The organism is Bradyrhizobium sp. LeoB3, from assembly GCF_055456055.1.
Genome location: NZ_JBVBEF010000004.1, coordinates 91,416 through 111,283, shown reverse-complemented (window position 1 = coordinate 111,283; position 19,868 = coordinate 91,416). Strand labels below are relative to the sequence as shown.

The window sequence follows — 19,868 nt, the reverse complement described above, 5'->3', positions numbered from 1 at the left end:
CGCGGACGACGGTGGCAAGAAAGCCCGGTCACCGGGGAGAGCGCGAAGGAAACCGTAACACCATCGCGCAGGGAAGGCCGGAATGCTTCGGTTGAACCTGTGGTCCTACCCCCGTGCTTTTTGCTGCACGGGACCCATGGGTGCAACCAGCACCCGGCTTTCCCTGCGCCCTCTGTTCGATGAGAGGGTGAAACGAACGCAAACCTCGGGCGCAATGCGCCGCGAGAACGCGGACTCGCATCCCCACTGCTGTTTGCAATTTGAATCCGAACCTCACCCCACGTCGTCCCGGGCTTGACCCGGGACCCATAACCACAGGCATTTATTGTTTGCTCCGCTGCAACTGCTTGCTCGCACCACAACGCCTCCCTGTGGTTATGGGTCCCCGCTTTCGCGGGGACGACAGCCGTGCGAGGTTTACAGAATCGTAGGATGGGTAGAGCGAAACCCATCATTCGTTCCGTCGCTCCGCACTGGCATATCGTCAAGTCCACGTGACCGGGTTACATTGCCGGCCATGCCGTCATATGCTCAATTGAAACCTCTGGCGTGCATGCGCCGGAAATCTCGCCGCCGGCGTCCGCCGGGCCCCAAGCCGGAGCTTTCATGATTTCCAAGCCGTCCGCCGCGCAAAACCGGCTGGTGTTGATCGTCTACACCACCGCGATCTTCGTCAGCGCGCTCCTGTTGTTCTCGGTGCAGCCGCTGTTCACCAAGATGGTGCTGCCGCGGCTCGGCGGCTCACCGGCGGTGTGGTCGGTGGCGATGGTGTTCTTCCAGTCGCTGCTGCTCGCGGGCTACGCCTACGCGCACTATTTGATGAAGCTGAAGAGCCGCGCGGCTCCGGTCGCGGTGCATCTCTTGCTTTTGGTCGCGGCCATGCTGACGCTGCCGCTCGCGATCCAGAGCGGCTGGGGCGATCCACCGACCTCAGGTTACGCGTTCTGGTTGCTTGGCCTGTTCGCGGTCTCGATCGGCCTGCCGTTCTTCGCGCTCGCCGCCAACAACCCGCTGCTGCAGGCCTGGTTTGTGCGCACCGGCCATCCCAACGGTCCGGATCCGTACTTCCTTTATGCGTCTTCGAACATCGGCAGCTTTCTCGCGCTGCTGTCCTATCCGGTGCTGCTGGAGCCGATGTTCACGCTGCGCACGCAAAACCTGATCTGGACCGGCGGTTATGGCCTGCTGATCCTCTTGATCGCGGGTTGCGGCGTGCTGTTGATGCGTTCGTCCGCGAGCGCGGCGGCGCTGAATTTGCCGGTCGATGATGCCGATGCGCCGGCACCCTCCTGGCTGTTGCGTTTGCGCTGGATCTTCCTTGCCGCGGTGCCTTCGGGCCTTCTGATCGCCGTGACCGCGCACATCTCGACCGACGTTGCGGCAGCGCCGCTGCTCTGGGTCTTGCCGCTGTCGCTTTACCTCTTGACCTGGGTGCTGGTGTTCCAGTCGCGCCCGCTGTTTTCGCATGAGTTCATGCTGCGCGCGCAGCCAATCGCAATTGCGTGCGTCGTCATCCTGCTTGCGGTTGGTGGCGAACAGAGTCTGCTGCTGACGCTGGGCGGTCACCAGCTCGCCTTTTTCATCATCGCGATGGCCTGCCATGGCGAATTGGCGCGGACCCGGCCGGCAGCAAAATACCTCACCGGCTTCTACGTGGCGCTGTCGTTCGGCGGCATGGTCGGCGGCCTGTTCGCAGGCCTGATCGCGCCGTTTGCCTTCTCCTGGGTGGCGGAATACCCGATCCTGCTGGCGCTCGCCGCGCTGTGCCGGCCGTCCGGCGGGGGAGAGCGGCTGCCGCGCTGGAGTGCCTGGTACTGGCCGTTCCTTGCCGTGCTCGCGGTCGCGCTGATCGTGCCGTCCTATTCAACCGGGACGCTGTTCAACTGGTTGGACGAGCGGCGGTCGTGGGTGATCGGCGCGGTCGGCGTGCTCTCGGCGCTGCTGGCGCTTACGCTCAACGCGAGCCGCTGGAAGATCTTCGCGACCGTCGTGGTGGCGCTGCTGCTGTTGCGCGCTTACCCCTCCGATAACGGCCGGGTCGAGACCGTGCGCAGCTTCTTCGGCGTGCACAAGATCGTGGTGACGCCGAACGGCCAATATCACGTGCTGATGCACGGCACCACCATTCACGGCGCCGAGCGCTTCAAGAACGACAACGGCACGCCGGCAACCGGCCGGCCCGAACCCATTACGTACTATCACAAGGACGGCGGCATCGGGCAGGCGATCACGGCGATGCGCGAGCGCAAGGGCGCTCCGCTTAAGGTGGCCGTGATCGGACTCGGCTCAGGCACGCTCACCTGCGCCGCAGAGCCGGGCGAACAATGGAAGTTCTTCGAGATCGACCAGACCATGGTCGATACCGCGCGCGATCCGAAATATTTCACCTACATCCAGAATTGCGCCCCTGACCTGAAGCCGGTGATCGGCGATGCCAGGCTCACCTTCGCTCGCGAGCCTGATGGCATCTACGACCTCATCATCGTCGATGCCTATTCGTCCGACGCGATCCCGATCCATCTGGCGACGGAGGAGGCGATGGCGATCTACAAGGCCAAGCTGGCGCCGCAGGGCGCGGTGGTGATGCACGTCTCCAACCGCCACCTCGAGCTTTCCAGCGTCGTGGTCGGCATCGCCGAGGCCAACGACCTCAAGAGCTGGGTCTACAGCGAGGATTCCGGCCGTGACAGCGAGTACATTTTCTCGACCTCGGTCGTGATCTCCGCCCGCGAGGAGGCCGATGTCGGCAAGCTCGCCTCGTCCGACTCGTGGACCGAAACCGAGGCCGATGAAAAGCAGCGGGTCTGGACCGACGACTATTCCAACATCCTGGGCGCGGTTTACCGGCGATTGCGCGACGGCGAGTAGTGAGCTCGATATTTTTGCAACACCCGCCGCCCGCGTTCGCGATCTGCAGGGCAAATCCGTCGCAATGGTTGCGGGCGGGGGGCCGACTCTATACTGATGGAACTTGTTTCCCAATTGTTCCATTATTCATGCGCGACCATCGGATTATCCGGAGCCGGCATTTTCATCGATTGCAGCGGCAGCATTTTATCCTGCTCGATGTATTGCCATTCATCGGGACATTGATCGCGCTTGGCGCCCTGTTCTATCGCCCGATCGGGTCGCTCGAAATCAGCCTGTTCTTCGCGATGTGGCTGGTCACAGGCCTCGGCCTCACCGTCGGCTATCACCGGTTGTTCACGCACCGCGCCTTCACAACCGGGACAGCCGTGAGCGCGATGCTGATCATCATGGGCTCGATGGCCGGGCGGGGTCGATGGTATCCTGGGCCGCCATGCATCGTCGCCACCACGAACTCAGCGATCACGAGGGAGACCTGCATTCGCCCAATCTGCATTGGCGAGAGCTTGCTCGGCCGTCTGCGCGGCTTCCTGCATGCGCATTTGACCTGGATGATCGAGCATGATTACCCGAATGTCGCCCATTACGTTCCGGACCTGATGGCGCAGCCGGTGCTGGTCCGGGTCAACAGCTACTATTACGCCTGGGTGCTGGTGGGGCTGTTGATCCCGACCGCCATTGGCGGGTTGGTCGCCGGCAGCCTATGGGGCGCGGTGGCCGGGTTCCTCTGGGGCGGCGTGGTGCGCATGTTCGCGGTCGAACAGGCGATGTCGGCGATCAACTCCGTCATGCACACATTCGGTGCACGTCCCTACCGCACCCGGGGTGACAACAGCCGCAATCTCGGCGTAATGGCATGGTTGGCGTGGGGCGAGGGGTGGCACAATAATCACCATGCCTTTCCTTATTCGGCGGCGTTCGGGTTGCGATGGTTCGAATTCGATCCCGGCTATCTCTTCATCCGAGTGCTTGCCGCGCTGGGACTGGCCTGGAACGTCAAGGTGCCGAGTGCGGAGAAGATCGCGCTGCGCCGGCTGCACGAGCCGGCGTCCGACGTGGCCGAGCTCGAGCACGGATAGTCGTCGGCTTCCGGCGGATAAGGTGAGTAACCCGGGTCATGCCTGAGATTGCCGGCTGATGCTGTTCAACGACTACCCCTTCCTGCTGGGCTTCCTGCCGGCGGCAATCCTGATCTATCGATTTGTCGATCCGCATCCGCAGTGGCGGATCTGGACGCTCGTTGCGATGTCGCTGGTGTTCTACGCCTACGGCAATCCGCCCTTCGTCCTGCTGCTGATCCTGTCGATCCTGATCAACTGGATTGCGGCGATGACCTATGCCAGGACCAAGATGCCGTGGATCATCACCGTTGCGATCGTTGCCAATCTCGGCGTCCTCGGCTGGTTCAAATACGCCAACTTCCTCGTCTACAATATCGGCCTTGCGCTCGGCCGGCCGATGCCGGTGCTCGACATCGTGCTGCCGCTCGGCATCTCCTTCTTCACCTTCCACCACATCATGTATCTGGTCGACCTGCGCAAGGGAAAGGCGCCGACCTATTCACTGAACCGCTACGCGCTTTACATCTCCTTCTTCCCGCAGGCGCTGGCCGGACCGCTGGTGCGCTGGTCGCAGGTGATGGAGCAGTTCGGCAAGATCGTCTATGCGCCGGGCTGGCAGCGCCAATTCTGCATCGGCATCGCCTTCATCCTGATCGGGCTCGTCGAAAAGATCCTGCTCGGCGACCGCATCGCGAAGCTGATCGATCCGATCTATGCGCGGGCGCTCGAAGGTCCGGTGAGCAATGGCGACGCATGGCTTGCGCTCGGCTTCGGCATCCAGATCCTCTACGACTTCGCCGGCTATTCCGACATCGCGGTCGGGCTCGGCCTGTTGTTCGGCGTCAAGCTGCCGTACAATTTCGACGCGCCGTTCCGCTCCACCAGCATCCAGGATTTCTGGCAGCGCTGGCACATCACCTTGATGACGTTCCTGCGCGAATACCTGTTCTTTCCGCTCGCCAACAAGCGCATGGTGCCGCGGCGCTTCTACCAACTGCAATATTTCGCGGTGATGGTACTGACCATGGCGCTGTGCGGCCTCTGGCACGGCGCGAGCTGGACCTTCGTGCTGTGGGGCACGCTGCATGGCTTGGCGCTGGTGGTCTGCTCGCTGTGGCGCCGCTACGGGCCGCGGCTGCCCGCGCTCGCCGGATGGGCGCTGACGGTGATCTTCGTGCTTCTGACCGGCGTGTTCTTCCGCGCCGGCACGCTGGATGCGGCGTTGAACATCTTCCACGGCCTCGCCGTTCCGCCCAATCTGTCGGAGGGGAAGCGTTTGTGGCCGCTCGTGATTGTCCCGTTGATGGCTTTCCTGCTGCCGGCGACCCAGGACATGGTCGAACGCGTGATGCAGCGGCCGCGACCCTGGCTTGGCGTGGTGGGCGGCCTCGGCTTGCTTGCTATCCTGATCTTGCTCGGAGAAGGGAACGTTCGTGGCTTCGCCTACTACCAGTTCTGACACGTCGCCCGAATGGGGGCGTTGCCTGGCCAACTGCGTCAGGACGCTCGTGATCGGCTTGGTGCTGGTCTACGCGCTGATGATCCTGGTCGATCCCTATGACACCGGCAAGTTCGGCCTGCTCGGGATCAGAGGCGTCGACGACCACAATACCTTCACGGCAACGCCGAGCCGCGCGCGCGATCCTAATTTCGATTCTGCCATCATCGGCAATTCGACCGCGCAGATGCTGCAGCCGGCCGAGTTGTCCAAGGCGACCGGGCTGCGCTTCGTGCAGCTCTATCTGACCGGCGCCAATCCGCAGGAGCAGCTCACGGCGCTCGATTTGTTCCTGCGCAATCACCCGCGGGTGGGAGCGCTGGTCTTCGTCGTCGATCCCTATTGGTGCGCTCACGTTCCGGCGCAGTCGCCGCCGGGCGCGTTCCCGGATTGGCTCTATGACCAAAGCCGGATCGCCTATGCGGCTCGCTTGCTGTCATGGCCAGCGATCGAGCACGCCTTCCAGCGGATATCGATCGGTCTCGGATGGCACCGGCTCCGGGACCCCTCCGGCTTCTTCAGCTACGAGGATATCTGGCTGCCCGGCACGTTCCGCGAGACTAACGCGCCGCGCGATCCGCCGCCTGCGACCACCGTCGCGGAGCGCGAGACGCTTCCCGAGGTCGCGCGGCTCGATGCGCTCGTCAAGAAACTTTCGCCCGAGACCAGCGTCGTGATCGTCGTGCCGCCGACCCTGCAAAGCAAGATGCCGCAGCCCGGCACGCCCGCTGCGGCGGACCGTGAGGCGTGCAACGCGGCTCTGAAGCGCGTCGTGGCCGGCCGGCCGAACAGCAATTTCATCAACTACCGCATCGACAACGCGCTGACCCGCGACCGCGCGAATTTTGCCGATTTCATCCACTACCGCCCGAGCATCGCTAGCAAGATACAGGAGGGCATCGTCGCCAGTATCCGCGATGGCGAAGCGGCGAAGATCGACTTTTGATCAATCCGCGTCGGCGGCGAGATCTTCGAACCGGCCTTCGGACCACAGCCGGCGCGCCAGGCTGCGCTGGATCTTGCCGCTGGTGGTCTTCGGCAGCGTGCCCGGCCGGATCAACACGATATGGCGCGCGAACAATTCGTGCTGGTCGGTGACGTGCTCGCGGATCAGGCCCTTCATTTCGGCGCCGTCGATGCGGTTGCGCTCGGTGCGCTCGACCTCCTGCACGACGACAAGCGTTTCGTCGCCGTGCTCGTCGCTGACGGAGAACGCCGCGCCGCAATTGGCCCGCAGCGCGGCATGTGCCGCCTGCACCGTGCGCTCGAGATCCTGCGGATAGTGGTTGATGCCGCGGACGATGATCAAGTCCTTGATCCGTCCGGTGATGAAGACTTCACCCGTCCGATCCAGGAAGCCGAGGTCGCCGGTGCGCAGCCAGCTCGCGCCGTCGTCATCGCCCGCGATGCGCGCGTGCAGGCCGGTCCGGGTCGCTTCCGGATTCTTCCAATAGGCGCCCGCGACGTTGGCACCGTTGACCCAGACCTCGCCGACTTGGTCCACGGGCAGGCGCGCGCAGGTGTCGGGATCGACGATCGCGATCCGCTCGCCTTCGAGCGCGCGGCCGCAGCCGACCAGCGTCTGGCTATCCGCCGCATCAGCCGGCGCTTCGGCCCGATGCGCCTGCAGCGCGGCGCGGCTAACGTCGCGCGTCACATGGCCGGCGCCGCGGCTGCCGCCGGAGATCAAGAGCGTCGCTTCCGCCATGCCATAGGCCGGAAAGGTGGCGCGAGGATCGAAGCCGTGAGCGGCGAAGGTCTCGATGAATTGCTTGATCGTCTCGGCGTGCACCGGCTCGGCGCCGTTGAGCGCGATCTTCCAGGAGGAGAGATCGACGCCCTGCATCTGGTCGGCGCGGTAGCGGCTGACGCAGAGGTCGTAGCCGAAATTCGGGCAGCAGGCGACCTCGGCGCGATAATCGCTGATCGCGCGTAGCCAGTTGAGTGGGCGCTGGGTGAAGGCGTTCGGCGCCATCAGCACGCAGAGCGCTCCGACATAGAGCGCCTCCAGTGTGTTCAGGATCAGCCCCATGTCGTGATAGAGAGGCACCCAATTGACATAGGTCGACTGCTCGGTGTTGCCGAGCGAGATGCGGATCATCTCGAGATTGGCGAGCAGGTTGCCGTGGCTGACGGCGACGCCCTTGGGCTCGGACGTCGAGCCCGAGGTGTATTGCAGGAAGGCGATATCCTCTCGCGCTGGAAGCGGCAGATCGGCCGCAGGCTGCGCCGGCGTCGTGTCGAGATCGACGGCCAGCCACTGCAGGCCTTCGCGCGAAAACCGCTCCTGCAGATCGCCGCGGATGGCGAAGGCCGAACTGGTGAGCGCGATTGCAGGTTCGCAATTGGCCATGATCGCGGCGCTGGAGTCGCGCGCACTCTGCCGCCGCGGCATCATCATCGGCACTGCGATCACACGCGCGATCAGGCAGCCGAAGAAGGCGACGACGAATTCGAGACCGGGCGGAAACACCAGCATCGCGCGATCGCCCGGCCGGGTGACTTCGCCAAGCCGCGCCGCCAGCGCGCGGGCAGCGTCATGCAGCTCGCGAAAGGTGAGGATGGCTTCCTCCGCCCCGCGGTCGGAGAGGAAGATGTAGGCGCGCGCATCGGGCTGCGTTTCCGCCCGCTTTGCCAGCAGCGCCACCAGCGAGGAAAACGTCTCCATCTTGGTCAATGATATCCGGCGACGATTAGGGGTCAGGCAGCGGAGCGGGCTGCGAGCTTTTCAGCGAGGTAACGCGACAGCGCGTCGACGGTCGGATAGTCGTAGAAGTCGTCGGTCGAAAGCTCGAGGTCGAGTTTCTCCTCGAGTTCCATCATGACATAGACGACCATCGCCGAGTCGAGCCCGAGCCGGTTGAACTTGGTATCGGTCTTGATCCGGTCCTTGGCGATCCGCAGCACTTTTGCAAGCGAATCCACGCAAAAACCGGAAATTTCTTCTTGTGTCATGGGAAATCCAGCGAAACAACTAGACACAATACGGACACGGCGGTCGTTGTCAATTTGGGCTCACGCAGGCGTGTTGATGAGGATCATGCACGATCCGGACGTGCAGGATCGCATTGGCGTAAAGCGGAGTTTCAGGGGAATGCGAGGCGTTCGCGCACAGGCAAAGATTAGGCATGGAAATTGGGCGCAGAAGGAAAAAGAGCGGGATGACGCAGCCATCCCGCTCTGTCGTGCCGACCAACTCGGCGCTGGTCAGTCCTGGTAAGTGAAGAACCCGCGCGGCCGCGGCGGATAGTAATAGCCTTGCGGCGCCGGCGCGTAGCGGTCGGAATATTGCTGCGGTTGTTGCGGTTGGCGATAATAGGTCTGCGTATCATAGACGCGGCGGCTGCGCGGCGCCGGATACACCTGCGCATTGGAGCTGCCGTCGGCCGGATAGATGTAGCCGTCGTCGGCACGGGCCTGCGGCAATTGCTGCTGCTGTTGCGGTGAGATCATCACAGGATCGCCGGCAACAGCGTCATATTGCTGGTCATATGGCTGCGGCGCGCGGCGGGCGACCGCGGTGTTGCCGCGTTTCGGATTACGCGCGAGCGCCACCTGCGAGGAGCCGGTCAGCGTCACCGTGGCGTTGAGCACGCCTTGCTCCTGTACCAGGGCGTAGAGCGTGGCTGCATGTTCGCGCGACAATCGCACGCAGCCATGCGAGGCAGGGCTGCCGAGGCGGTTGACGGAATCGGTGCCGTGAATCGCGTGCCCGATCTTGGTGAAGAAGATCGAGTGCGGCATCGGCGCGTCGTCGAATTCCTTGGAGTAGTGGTCTTCCTCCATACGGAAAGTGCGGAAGCTGCCGTTCGGCGTCTCGTAGGAGGGGATGCCGGTCGAGACCGGCCAGCGATACCGCTCAACGCCGTCGACCGCGACGGTCATCTGCTGGTTATCCTTGTCGACGGTGATGGCGACTTTGGCCTGTGCGGCGCCGGCAAAAGCCAGCGTCAGGGCGGTGAAAGCAACGAGGAACGTACGCATCTTACTTTGGCCCTCCAGGCCTAACATTGCAGCGCCGCGGTTCTCCGTCCCCGGCAAGCACTATGCCCGGAATCCGGCTCGGGTTCCAGTAGCCCGGCCATGCATCGTTAATATAACGAGCGGCGCAAGCAAGGCGTCGTCGGAGAAATCCAACGCTGGCCTGCTGACTTTTTCGCGAGTGTGAGCACACGACTCGAATTCGTCACAGACGCGCAACCATTTGGCCGCAAGGGCGTTTCACACTCCCGCCTGACGGTACAATTTGCCGTGCATTTTTGGGAATTGTGATGAAGAAGACCAAGGTCAAGACGCTGGCGCTGCCTGATGTCACGCCGGCGCGGCTCATGCTTGCGGCCGGCGCCATCATCGTTGCATTGCTTGCGATGCCTCATCTGGGACATGCCCAGGGCATCGTGCGCGGCGCGCACGAGGGAGCCTACGAGGGCAATCGGATCGCCGGTCCGGTCGGCGGCGTGGTTGGGGGTGCGGTTGGCGCCGGCGTCGGCGGCGCCGTGGGTGCGGTCAATGGCGTGCTCGGCCTGCCCAATCGCGGTTGGCACCGTGGCCATCGCTGCCGCGGCTACTACACCCGCTCCGGCCATTTCCGCTGCTATCGCTGATCGTCGTGAGGGACATCGTCATTCCGGGGCGCGCGTGAGCGCGAACTGCGATGTGCACTTGCACATCGGAGAATCTCGCACCGCAATCTCTGGATTCTGGGTTCATGCTTCGCATGTCCCGGAATGACGGCGAGGCGATCAACGTTTGAGCCGGTAGCCCGTCCTGAAGATCCACCAGACGATTGCCAGGCAGGTGGCGAGGAAGCCCAGGGTCATGCCGAGGCTCAGGCCGACGCCGACATCGGCGATCCCATAGAAGCTCCAGCGGAAGCCGGAGATCAGGTAGACCACGGGGTTGAGCAGGGTGATGGTGCGCCAGCCCGAGGGCAGCATGTTCACGGAATAGAAGCTGCCGCCCAGGAACGTCAGCGGCGTCACAACCAGCATCGGGATCATCTGCAGCTTCTCGAATCCATCGGCCCAGATGCCGATAATGAAGCCGAACAGGCTGAAGGTGACGGCAGTCAGCACCAGGAAGGTCAGCATCCAGATCGGGTGATTGATGTGCAGCGGCACGAACAATCCAGCCGTCGCCATGATGATGAGCCCGAGGACGATCGATTTGGTCGCGGCCGCCCCGACATAGCCGATGATGATCTCGAAATAGGAGATCGGCGCCGAGAGGATTTCATAGATCGTGCCGACGAATTTCGGGAAATAGATGCCGAAGGATGCATTGGCGATGCTCTGCGTCAGCACCGACAGCATCACGAGCCCAGGCACGATGAAGGTGCCGTAGCTGACGCCTTCGACCTCCGTGATGCGCGAGCCGATCGCGGCGCCGAACACCACGAAATAAAGCGAGGTCGACACCACAGGCGAGACGATGCTCTGCAACAGCGTGCGCCAGGTGCGCGCCATTTCGAACAAATAGATTGCGCGGATCGCTCGATAGTTCATGGCGCTCTCACCAGGCTGACGAAGATGTCTTCGAGCGAAGACTGGCTGGTCTCGAGGTCGGAGAAACGGATCCCGGCATTGCGGAGATCGCCGAGCAGGCTGGTGATGCCGGTGCGTTCGCCCGCGGTGTCGTAATCGTAGACCAGCTCGGTGCCGCCTTCCGACAGCACGAGATGATAGGGCGCAAGCGCCGGCGGAACGGCATCGATCCTGTGCGCCAGATGCAGCTTGAGCTGCTTCCTGCCGAGCTTCTCCATCAGCTTGGCCTTGTCCTCGACCAGGATGATCTCGCCCTTGTTGATGACGCCGATGCGGTCGGCCATCTCCTCGGCTTCCTCGATGTAGTGCGTGGTCAGGATGATGGTGACGCCGGCATCCCGCAGCGTCCGCACCACCTCCCACATGCCCTTGCGCAACTCGACGTCGACGCCGGCGGTCGGCTCGTCAAGGAACAGTATCTGCGGCTCGTGCGACAGCGCCTTTGCGATCATCACGCGGCGCTTCATGCCGCCCGACAGCGTGATGATCTTGGAATCCTTCTTCTCCCACAGCGAGAGATCCTTCAGCACCTTCTCGATATGAGCGGGATTCTTCGGTTTGCCGAACAGGCCGCGGCTGAAGCTCACGGTCGCCCATACCGATTCGAAGGAATCGGTGTGCAGTTCCTGCGGCACGAGGCCGATCATCGAGCGTGCGGCGCGGTACGACTTGATGATGTCGTGGCCGTCGACCGAGACGTTGCCTTCACTCGGATTGGCGATGCCGCAGATGATGCTGATCAGCGTCGTCTTGCCGGCGCCGTTCGGCCCGAGCAGGGCAAAAATCTCGCCGCGCCGGATATCGAGATTGATGTTGTTCAGCGCCTTGAAGCCGGAGCCATAGACCTTCGAAAGATTGGAAACGGAAATGATCGGCGACATGGCTGGCGGTGATGTGATCTGGAAGTGTGGCAAGGCGTGACGCAGCGCTTGGCCGCGCAGGAGGGGGGCCGGCCCTACATAGGAACGCCCGGCCCGTTCCGCAATCCGCTACACCCGCTCCACGAAACTATCGACCACCTTTTTCTCGCCCGCCTTCTCGAAGGCGATGGTGAGCTTGTTGCCGTCGATCTTCACCACATGGCCGTAGCCGAATTTCTGGTGGAACACGCGGTCATCGAGCGAGAATTCCGAAACCGTGCCGGTGGATTTCGCGACCAGTTCGCCTTCGATCACCACGGGGGCGCGCTTGTTGCGGCCGAAGCCGCCGAAGGGCGATTGCTCCTCGTCGAATCCGCCGCGCGAGCCGCCGCCGCGGTTCTGGTTGCGGGCGCGGTTGGCCTGGGCGCGTTGCCAGCCAGGCGTTGTGTAGCTCGAGCCGAAGGCTTCGACATTGTCGAAGCGCGAGGGGCCGTAGCCGCCGGCGCCGCCCCAGCCGGAGCCGCCCTTGGATTCCGTGATCTCGACATTATGCGCCGGCAATTCGTCGAGGAAGCGCGACGGGATCGTGGTCGACCAGGTGCCGTGGATGCGGCGGTTGGTGGCGAAATAGATTTTCGCGCGGCGCCGGGCACGCGTCAGCCCGACATGGGCGAGGCGGCGCTCTTCCTCGAGGCCCGCGCGGCCCTGCTCGTCGAGCGTGCGCTGGCTTGGAAACAGGCCTTCCTCCCAGCCGGGCAGGAAGACGTTGTCGAACTCCAGGCCCTTCGCTGAGTGCAGCGTCATCAGCGACACCGCTTCGTCGCCGGCTTCGCCGTCGCGGTCCATCACCAGCGAGATGTGCTCGAGGAAGCCTTGCAGGTTCTCGAACTCCTCCATCGAGCGAATGAGCTCCTTGAGATTGTCGAGCCTGCCGGCGGCGTCCGCCGAGCGGTCCTTCTGCCACATCTCGGTGTAGCCGCTCTCGTCGAGCACGATCTCGGCCAACTCCGTGTGCGAGGTCACCTCGCTCTGCGCCCGCCAGCGGTCGAATTGCTGCACGACACCGCGCAAGCTCCCGCGCGCTTTCGGTTTCAATTCGTCGGTCTCCGCCACGGCGCGCGCGGCCTCGAACAGCGGAATGCGGCGCTTGCGGGCGTGATCGTGCAGGAGCTGCACGGTGGCATCGCCTAATCCGCGCTTCGGCACATTGATGATGCGCTCGAAGGCGAGATCGTCGGCCGGCGAGTTGATCGTGCGCAGGTAAGCCAGCGCATCGCGGATTTCGGCACGCTCATAGAAGCGCGGGCCGCCGATCACGCGATATTGCAGGCCGAGCGTGACGAAGCGATCTTCGAACTCGCGCATCTGGAACGAGGCGCGCACCAGGATCGCGATCTCGTTCAAATTCTCGCCGGCGCGCTGCAGATCCTCGATCTCCTCGCCGATCCCGCGCGCTTCCTCTTCCGAATCCCAGGAACCGGTGACGGTGACCTTTTCGCCATCCTGGTCCTCGGTGCGCAGGGTCTTGCCGAGCCGGCCTTCATTGTGCGCGATCAGATGCGAGGCGGCGGCGAGGATGTGGCCGGTCGAGCGATAGTTGCGCTCGAGCCGAATGACTTTGGCGCCGGGAAAATCGTGCTCGAAGCGCAGGATGTTGTCGACCTCGGCACCACGCCAGCCGTAGATCGACTGGTCGTCGTCGCCGACGCAGCAGATGTTCTTGGGTGGGGAAGTGGGTGCCGCAGCCGCATCTTCGTCATCACCGGGCCGACGCGCAGCGTCGTGACCCGGTGATCCATCTTGTGAAGACGCGATGGATTGCCGGGTCACGCCCGGCAATGACGACTGGGGCGATGGCGCCTGCGAGAGCAGCCGCAGCCAAAGATACTGCGCGACGTTGGTGTCTTGATATTCGTCGACCAGGATGAACTTGAAGCGGCTCTGGTATTGCCTGAGCACATCCGGGTTCTCGCGGAACAGGCGGATGTTCTCGAGCAAGAGATCGCCGAAATCGGCGGCGTTGAGGATCTTCAGCCGCTCCTGATAGCTCGCATAGAGCTTGCCGCCCTTGCCGTTGGCGAAGCTCGCGGCTTCGCCGGCTGGCACCTGCGACGGCGTCAGGCCTCGGTTCTTCCAGGTGTCGATCAGTCCGGCCAGCATGCGCGCCGGCCAGCGCTTGTCGTCGATGTTCTCCGCCTGCAGCAGTTGCTTCAACAGCCGCACCTGGTCGTCGACGTCGAGCACGGTGAAATTCGATTTGAGCTGCACCAGTTCGGCATGGATGCGCAAGATTCGGCCGGCGATCGAGTGGAAGGTGCCGAGCCACGGCATGCCTTCGACGGCCTGGCCCAGCATCTGGCCGAGCCGCAGCTTCATCTCGCGCGCCGCCTTATTGGTGAAGGTCACCGACAGGATCTCGTGCGGCCGCGCGCGGCCCTGGCTCAGGATATGGGCGATGCGGGTGGTCAAGACCCGCGTCTTGCCAGTGCCGGCACCGGCCAGAACCAGCACAGGACCGTCCAGCGTCTCCACTGCCTCGCGCTGCTCCGGATTGAGCCCTGCGAGATATTGCGGGCCTGCAGCCGCACGGGCGCGCGCGGCAATGCCGCCGGGCACGGGTGAGGCCGCCGGAGCGGGAGCGTGTGGCAGGGGCTTGCGCAGATCAGTCAATAACGAAGTCCTTGATTCTCAAGTCGATAACATGGCATTCGCGCCGCCGATTTGCGAGGGCAGCATGGCCAATAAAAGGCGCGCTTTCGGCGTGCCACGGGCGTCGCCAAAACGCCAGCCGGGATCGCAATAGTTTCATCAAGATTCGATTGACTGGCGGGCGCGTAGGCTTGCCAAAATGCGAATCTCAACTCAAGATTGTTGAATTCGTTGGCTTGCATCTCTGGGGGAGGCGTCATGGCAAGGAACGATACTCCGAAGGAACTGCTTGATGCGCTCAACCTGGTCAGCGGCGAGAAGAGCGCCCGGCCGGAATCCCTGGGGCTGCTCGAGGCAAGGCATGTTGAGCGTGTGCGGACCATCTTCGAAGATCCCAACATCGTCGGTATCGGAATTGCGGACAAGATCACCGAGAAGAAAGACACTGGCGAACTGAGCGTCTGCTTCTACGTCGAAAAGAAGGTCGCCAAGAGCCGGATGAAGAGCCAGAAGATGATCCCTCCCGTTCTGAGTGTGCCGGGCCGCAAGGCAGTATTCACCGATGTCCAGGCGATCGGAAGGGTTCGTCCCCAGGTCAACAAGCAGAGGTCGCCGCTGCTCAGCGGCTATAGCATCGGAAATCTGACGGATACGGGAACCCTTGGGGCGATCGTCAAGAAGGGGAAGAAGCTGTTCGTGCTCAGCAATTCCCACGTGCTTGCCAAGAGCGGATTGGGGAAGGTCGGCGACAAGATCGTCTTTCCCGGCGAGTCCGACAATGGCGGCAGGGATCAGGTCGTCGCGACATTATCCGCTATCCTGAAGTTCAAGACCGGTGACGATTTTCTCAACCGCGTGGATGCGGCTCTCGCCGAGATCGATCAGGACTTTCTCGACAAGATAGATTTCTCCATACGCGGAGCGGCTTCTCCCTTTGCGACCACCAATCCGGTGCGCGGGATGAAGATCGTCACGCGCGGACGGACGTCGGAAGATGCCGATGGCGAAGTCCAGGACGTCCACTTCAGGATCGTCATGCCCTATCCGGGCGTCGGCAAGATCGGCTTCCTGGACCAGGTGAAGTGCACGCATTATTCGAGGCCCGGCGATTCCGGCGCAATCATCGTCGACAAGGCAAGCAAGAAGATCGTCGGTCTGCACTTTGCCGGGTCGGGTAGCGCGAGTATCTTTAATCCGATTGCCGAGGTCATGAAGGCGCTGAAGTTCCGCTTCGTGAAAGCATGAGAAGCGGACCGGCCATGCGGATTGGTGATGGCGAACGAGCAACAGGCCAACAAGGCGCGCGAACTCAACAGTCGCGAGCTGCTGAAATGCGGCGCCCACGCCATCGGCGTGGAGGCGGGGAAGGATCACGGCAAGCGCGGCTGGGTCGTCGTCGCGCATGTCGCTCCGGAAGCCAACGTGACGCTGCCTCCCGCGCTGACCGTCGCGACGGAAAAGGGCGACGTCCATGTGCCGCTGGTCTGCGTCAGGAGCGAGCCTTTCAAACCGGAATGATTCTCGCAAACATGGGGGGATAAAATGGCGACCTTCGTATTGCGCCAATCGATGCTCAAGCATCGTGGGCCCTTTCTTGCCGAACCGCAGAGCGTTCGGGCCGAAGGCGATCGCGTGGTGCCGGTGCGGACCGACGTCTTCATGCCGGAAATGGTTCCGCGCAACTGCGATCTCGAAGCGTACGAGAAGATCAAGGTTCCCGCGGTCGACGTCGATCAGGAAATCATCGCCTATTGCTCCCCGGATTCGACTTTCGCGGTGACCAAGAAGCTCTTTGACAATGCGAAGAAGTCGATCCTGATCGGCATCTATGACTTTTCGGCCGAGTATATCAAGCAGCTCGTGCTGGATGCGCTCGCGCGCGGCGTCAAGGTCAAGCTCATGCTCGATATCGACAGCAAGGACGAGCAGGAGCTGTTCGACGACCTGAACGATGCCGGGGTCGACGGCGTGCCGGCGCCATCGTGCGCCAGTCATCGGGTGCACTTCTTCAGCTCGTCGCACGAGAAGGTGATCGTCATCGATGGCGAATGGTGCATCGTGCAGAGCGGCAACTACAGCGAGAACAGCATACCCCTCAATGTGAAGGACGGCGGCGATCCGGCGCACTTCCGGCCCGGCAATCGTGATACCGGCCTGGCGATCCGCTCCAGGAAACTGTCGAAGTTCTTCACCGGCATTCTCGAAAGCGACATGAATCTCGAGCTGACGGGACCGGAAGCGCTGGCTCAGGCCATTGAAGCGGCCAACGCTTTCATGATCGAGCGGGCGCCGACGAAGATCCCCGCCAAGCTGTTTCCGAGCAAGACTTTCAAGCTCACCAAACCGCTTGCCGTTCAGCCGGTCCTCAGTCCGGACAACTACATGCAGGTGATCCCGGGGAAGCTTCGGGCGGCAAAGAAGTCGATACTGATCGAGCAGCAATATGTCCGTGGCAAGCAGCCCGACATCCAGAAATTGCTGACGGCAATTGCGGACGCGCGAAAGCAGAACAAGAAGCTCGATATCCGCATCATCCTCGGCAAGGTTTTCGGCAAGAAGGATCTCGACGCCGAGAAGAAAAACCTGGCGCTGCTAAAGCAGCAGTTCGGCCTCGTGGCCGGCAAGAACATACGATACATCGATACGACCCGCTTCGTGCATTGCCATAACAAGATGATCCTGGTCGATGGCCAGGATGTCCTGGTCAGTTCGCAGAACTGGTCCGATTCCGCCGTCTCCAAGAACCGCGAGGCCGGCGTGTGGCTCTCTCATCCGGGCATCTGTGATTACTTCACGCAGATATTCGAGAGCGATTGGAAGACTGCGCGCAACGCGCCGACAGCTCCCGCGGAGGAGATCGTCGAGCCCGAGTCGCTGCGCGCCGGCGGATACGTCAGGGTCGCTCCCGCCGACTATCAGGAGGTGTGACAGCAGCAGCGAAGGCCTGACCCGGCTGCATCCAAAGCGCGGTTTTGTTCCGTGAGCGGCAGCAAATTTCGCTGTTTTCCGTCCCGGAACCTTCGTTTTGGGGCCGGATTGTTTCCTCGAGTTTGGTGCGATGATCGATCGCGCCGGTGGAAACGGAAAGCAGAGGGTTTGGCCATGTTAGGCTGGGTCGTAACGTTCTTGATCATCGCGTTGATCGCGGGTGTCCTGGGCTTCGGCGGCATCGCCGGTGTCTCCATCGAGATCGCCAAGGCGATCTTCTTCATCGCCATCATCCTGTTCCTGATCTCGGCAGTGGTCGGCCTGGTGCGTGGCCGCTCCAGGGTCTAGGCGGCCCGGCCTAGCGTGCGGGCATCGCCACGCTGCGCCCGATGCCCTCGGGCCGGGGGATGGATGCATGGATATCCGCGATCGCCTTGATGCGGGCGCGGATATCGGATGGAAACGGGGCGACCTTGCGCGAGTTCATGTCGATATGCAGCGACATGTTTTCGGAGGTAGCTGACAGCCAGCCTTCGGTCGCGTGGCGCAGCTCCTCGAAGGTGTGCAGCCGCTTGTCGTCGGCAGCGAGCAGATAGACCGTCACTTGGACGGGATCGCCGAGATGGACCTCGCGCAAATAGCGCACATGGCACTCGGCGGTAAAGGTCGAGCTGTGGCGCTCTTTCTTGTAGGCGGGGCCGATGCCGAGCTGCAGCCAGATCTCGTCGATGGCGCGGTCGAACATCACGTTGTAATAGGCCATGTTGAGGTGGCCATTATAGTCGATCCATTGCGGCTCGATCTGCATCACCGAGGACAGAAACGGGGCTGAGGGCAACTTGATGTCCCTGGCGGCATTAATGGTCGTCATTATTCCATCCCTGTTAGTTCGATTGGCGGTCTTGACCCGTTATATAACGTTTGCCACGGTCGGCTAAAGCCGGGAGGATATTTCACGTGGCGACTACGATTTCGAACAATCCGGCGCGTCCGGAGCCGCCGGCCCTCAAGGCCGCGATCGACGCGCTGGCGGCGCGCTTCGGCAACCGCCTCATCACCTCGCAGGCGGTGCGCGACCAGCACGCCCACACCACGACATGGCTGCCGCCGCAGCCGCCGGACGCCGTGGTGATGGCGCAGGAAACTGCCGACGTCCAGGATGTGGTGCGGATCTGCGCCAAACATCGCGTTCCCGTGATCGCCTTCGGCACCGGCACCTCGCTGGAGGGGCAGGTGAATGCGCCGGCCGGCGGCATCTGCATCGATCTGCGCGACATGAACCGGGTGCTCGCCGTGCACGCCGAAGACCTCGATTGCGTGATCGAGCCCGGCGTGACGCGGAAGGCGCTCAACGAGCATCTGCGCGACCAGGGCCTGTTCTTCCCGATCGACCCCGGCGCCGATGCCTCGCTCGGCGGCATGACCTCGACGCGCGCCTCCGGCACCAACGCGGTGCGTTACGGCACGATGCGGGAGAACGTGCTGGCGCTGAAGGTCGTGCGCGGCGACGGCGAGATCATCACGACCGGCACGCGGGCGAAGAAATCCTCCGCCGGCTATGACCTGACGCACCTGTTCGTCGGTGCCGAGGGCACGCTCGGCATCATCTCCGAGCTTACGATCAAATTGCGCGGCATTCCCGAGACGATCGCGGCGGCCGCATGTTCGTTCGAGACCGTGCGCGGCGCCTGCCAGGCGACGATCCTGGCGATCCAGACCGGCATTCCGGTCGCCCGCATCGAACTGCTCAACGCCGCGCAGGTGAAGGCGTGCAACGCCTATTCGAAACTGACGTTGCCGGAGACGCCGCTGTTGCTGCTCGAGTTCCACGGCAGCGAGGCCGAGGTCGCCGAGCAATCGAAGAACTTCAAGGAGATCGCCTCCGAATGCGGCGGGCTGGGTTTCACCTGGACCACCAGGCCGGAGGACCGCACAAAGCTCTGGCAGGCGCGGCATGACGCCTATTGGTCGGTGAAGGCGCTGCGGCCCGGCTCAGGCGTGGTCGCGACCGATGTCTGCGTGCCGATCTCGCGATTGGCCGATTGCGTCACCGAAACCGAAGAGGATCTGAAGCGGCTCAATCTGCTCTCGCCGATCGTCGGTCATGTCGGCGATGGCAATTTCCACTGTTCGCTGGTCTGCGACGTCGACAATGCCGAGGAGATGGCGCGCGGCGAGGAATTCATGCATCGCCTCGTCGAGCGCGCGCAGGCGATGGGTGGCACCTGCACCGGCGAGCACGGTATCGGGCAGGGCAAGCAGAAATATCTCGAAGCCGAGCTTGGGCCCGAGGCGATCGACGCCATGCGGGCGCTGAAGAAGGCGCTCGATCCGCTGAACATCTTCAATCCAGGCAAGATCGTGCCGGCCTAGAGCGTGATGAGATAAGGTCGAATTGTGTTCCCATGGGCGCTGCCTCTTCTCACCTCTCCCATAGGGAGAGGTCGGCGCGTAGCGCCGG

17 protein-coding genes are annotated in these 19,868 nt (G+C 62.9%); 10 read left to right on the top strand and 7 right to left on the bottom strand.

Annotated elements, in window-relative coordinates:
- The first annotated feature begins 606 nt into the window (after positions 1 to 606).
- The 4 genes from ACZXDY_RS06055 (at position 607) to ACZXDY_RS06040 (ending at position 6,373) form a co-directional block, all read left to right on the top strand.
- Complete coding sequence (locus ACZXDY_RS06055) at positions 607 to 2,868, top strand: fused MFS/spermidine synthase (protein ID WP_464344852.1); 2,262 nt, start codon at positions 607 to 609, stop codon at positions 2,866 to 2,868.
- 170 nt (positions 2,869 to 3,038) lie between these two features.
- Positions 3,039 to 3,947, top strand: coding sequence for an acyl-CoA desaturase (locus tag ACZXDY_RS06050; RefSeq protein WP_464344851.1), 909 nt, complete (start codon positions 3,039 to 3,041; stop codon positions 3,945 to 3,947).
- Positions 3,948 to 4,005: 58 nt separating this feature from the next.
- On the top strand, positions 4,006 to 5,388 hold the full coding sequence (locus ACZXDY_RS06045) for an MBOAT family O-acyltransferase (protein WP_464344850.1): 1,383 nt from the start codon (positions 4,006 to 4,008) through the stop codon (positions 5,386 to 5,388).
- Positions 5,363 to 6,373, top strand: coding sequence for a hypothetical protein (locus ACZXDY_RS06040; protein WP_464344849.1), 1,011 nt, complete (start codon positions 5,363 to 5,365; stop codon positions 6,371 to 6,373). Before ACZXDY_RS06045 ends, ACZXDY_RS06040 begins: the two co-directional genes overlap by 26 nt.
- On the opposite strand, the gene ACZXDY_RS06035 is transcribed toward ACZXDY_RS06040, so the two are convergent.
- From ACZXDY_RS06035 to ACZXDY_RS06025, 3 genes are all read right to left on the bottom strand, one after another.
- The gene (locus ACZXDY_RS06035; RefSeq protein WP_464344848.1) at positions 6,374 to 8,095 is read right to left on the bottom strand and encodes a fatty acyl-AMP ligase; all 1,722 of its coding nucleotides are present in this window, start codon (positions 8,093 to 8,095) and stop codon (positions 6,374 to 6,376) included. It lies immediately after the preceding gene.
- Positions 8,096 to 8,127: 32 nt separating this feature from the next.
- Positions 8,128 to 8,382, bottom strand: a complete 255-nt coding sequence (locus ACZXDY_RS06030) for an acyl carrier protein (RefSeq protein ID WP_028168850.1) — start codon at positions 8,380 to 8,382, stop codon at positions 8,128 to 8,130.
- Between the two features lie 252 nt (positions 8,383 to 8,634).
- A complete protein-coding gene (locus tag ACZXDY_RS06025) occupies positions 8,635 to 9,411 on the bottom strand; it encodes a L,D-transpeptidase (RefSeq protein ID WP_028168848.1) in 777 nt (258 codons plus the stop codon).
- Positions 9,412 to 9,698: 287 nt separating this feature from the next.
- Between ACZXDY_RS06025 and ACZXDY_RS06020 the strand changes: the two genes are divergently transcribed.
- Positions 9,699 to 10,031 (top strand): hypothetical protein, encoded by a 333-nt coding sequence (locus ACZXDY_RS06020; protein ID WP_464344847.1) that lies wholly within the window; start codon positions 9,699 to 9,701, stop codon positions 10,029 to 10,031.
- Between the two features lie 138 nt (positions 10,032 to 10,169).
- Here the strand turns inward: ACZXDY_RS06020 and ACZXDY_RS06015 are convergent, their stop codons facing one another.
- From ACZXDY_RS06015 to ACZXDY_RS06005, 3 genes are all read right to left on the bottom strand, one after another.
- Positions 10,170 to 10,931, bottom strand: a complete 762-nt coding sequence (locus tag ACZXDY_RS06015) for an ABC transporter permease (RefSeq protein WP_028168846.1) — start codon at positions 10,929 to 10,931, stop codon at positions 10,170 to 10,172.
- Complete coding sequence (locus tag ACZXDY_RS06010) at positions 10,928 to 11,851, bottom strand: ABC transporter ATP-binding protein (RefSeq protein ID WP_028168845.1); 924 nt, start codon at positions 11,849 to 11,851, stop codon at positions 10,928 to 10,930. The genes ACZXDY_RS06015 and ACZXDY_RS06010 overlap by 4 nt, the downstream gene beginning before the upstream one ends.
- Before the next feature lie 108 nt (positions 11,852 to 11,959).
- Positions 11,960 to 14,491: an ATP-dependent helicase gene (locus ACZXDY_RS06005; RefSeq protein ID WP_464344903.1), complete on the bottom strand. Its 2,532-nt coding sequence runs from the start codon at positions 14,489 to 14,491 to the stop codon at positions 11,960 to 11,962.
- A 246-nt stretch (positions 14,492 to 14,737) separates the two neighbouring features.
- Between ACZXDY_RS06005 and ACZXDY_RS06000 the strand changes: the two genes are divergently transcribed.
- The 4 genes from ACZXDY_RS06000 to ACZXDY_RS05985 all read left to right on the top strand — a co-directional run bounded on the left by ACZXDY_RS06000 (position 14,738) and on the right by ACZXDY_RS05985 (position 17,755).
- Positions 14,738 to 15,724 carry a chymotrypsin family serine protease gene (locus ACZXDY_RS06000; RefSeq protein ID WP_464344846.1) on the top strand — a complete coding sequence of 329 codons (987 nt, stop codon included), beginning with the start codon at positions 14,738 to 14,740 and terminating at the stop codon, positions 15,722 to 15,724.
- 27 nt (positions 15,725 to 15,751) lie between these two features.
- Complete coding sequence (locus tag ACZXDY_RS05995; RefSeq protein ID WP_464344845.1) at positions 15,752 to 15,997, top strand: hypothetical protein; 246 nt, start codon at positions 15,752 to 15,754, stop codon at positions 15,995 to 15,997.
- 24 nt (positions 15,998 to 16,021) lie between these two features.
- Complete coding sequence (locus ACZXDY_RS05990) at positions 16,022 to 17,407, top strand: phospholipase D-like domain-containing protein (RefSeq protein WP_464344844.1); 1,386 nt, start codon at positions 16,022 to 16,024, stop codon at positions 17,405 to 17,407.
- A 174-nt stretch (positions 17,408 to 17,581) separates the two neighbouring features.
- Complete coding sequence (locus ACZXDY_RS05985; protein ID WP_027578166.1) at positions 17,582 to 17,755, top strand: DUF1328 domain-containing protein; 174 nt, start codon at positions 17,582 to 17,584, stop codon at positions 17,753 to 17,755.
- Between the two features lie 10 nt (positions 17,756 to 17,765).
- Here the strand turns inward: ACZXDY_RS05985 and ACZXDY_RS05980 are convergent, their stop codons facing one another.
- Complete coding sequence (locus ACZXDY_RS05980) at positions 17,766 to 18,278, bottom strand: thioesterase family protein (protein WP_051397288.1); 513 nt, start codon at positions 18,276 to 18,278, stop codon at positions 17,766 to 17,768.
- Between the two features lie 86 nt (positions 18,279 to 18,364).
- On the opposite strand from ACZXDY_RS05980, the gene ACZXDY_RS05975 reads away from it, so the two are divergent.
- Positions 18,365 to 19,780, top strand: a complete 1,416-nt coding sequence (locus ACZXDY_RS05975; protein ID WP_464344843.1) for an FAD-binding oxidoreductase — start codon at positions 18,365 to 18,367, stop codon at positions 19,778 to 19,780.
- Positions 19,781 to 19,868: the final 88 nt, after the last annotated feature.

Coding starts and splice junctions, on each gene's coding strand:
- ACZXDY_RS06020 (WP_464344847.1), top strand. CDS start 9,699: ATGAAGAAGACCAAGGTCAAGACGCTGGCGCTGCCTGATGTCACGCCG.
- ACZXDY_RS06025 (WP_028168848.1), bottom strand. CDS start 9,411: ATGCGTACGTTCCTCGTTGCTTTCACCGCCCTGACGCTGGCTTTTGCC.
- ACZXDY_RS06035 (WP_464344848.1), bottom strand. CDS start 8,095: ATGGAGACGTTTTCCTCGCTGGTGGCGCTGCTGGCAAAGCGGGCGGAA.
- ACZXDY_RS05990 (WP_464344844.1), top strand. CDS start 16,022: ATGGCGACCTTCGTATTGCGCCAATCGATGCTCAAGCATCGTGGGCCC.
- ACZXDY_RS05985 (WP_027578166.1), top strand. CDS start 17,582: ATGTTAGGCTGGGTCGTAACGTTCTTGATCATCGCGTTGATCGCGGGT.
- ACZXDY_RS05980 (WP_051397288.1), bottom strand. CDS start 18,278: ATGACGACCATTAATGCCGCCAGGGACATCAAGTTGCCCTCAGCCCCG.
- ACZXDY_RS06015 (WP_028168846.1), bottom strand. CDS start 10,931: ATGAACTATCGAGCGATCCGCGCAATCTATTTGTTCGAAATGGCGCGC.
- ACZXDY_RS06045 (WP_464344850.1), top strand. CDS start 4,006: ATGCTGTTCAACGACTACCCCTTCCTGCTGGGCTTCCTGCCGGCGGCA.
- ACZXDY_RS06010 (WP_028168845.1), bottom strand. CDS start 11,851: ATGTCGCCGATCATTTCCGTTTCCAATCTTTCGAAGGTCTATGGCTCC.
- ACZXDY_RS05995 (WP_464344845.1), top strand. CDS start 15,752: ATGGCGAACGAGCAACAGGCCAACAAGGCGCGCGAACTCAACAGTCGC.
- ACZXDY_RS06000 (WP_464344846.1), top strand. CDS start 14,738: ATGGCAAGGAACGATACTCCGAAGGAACTGCTTGATGCGCTCAACCTG.
- ACZXDY_RS06030 (WP_028168850.1), bottom strand. CDS start 8,382: ATGACACAAGAAGAAATTTCCGGTTTTTGCGTGGATTCGCTTGCAAAA.
- ACZXDY_RS06055 (WP_464344852.1), top strand. CDS start 607: ATGATTTCCAAGCCGTCCGCCGCGCAAAACCGGCTGGTGTTGATCGTC.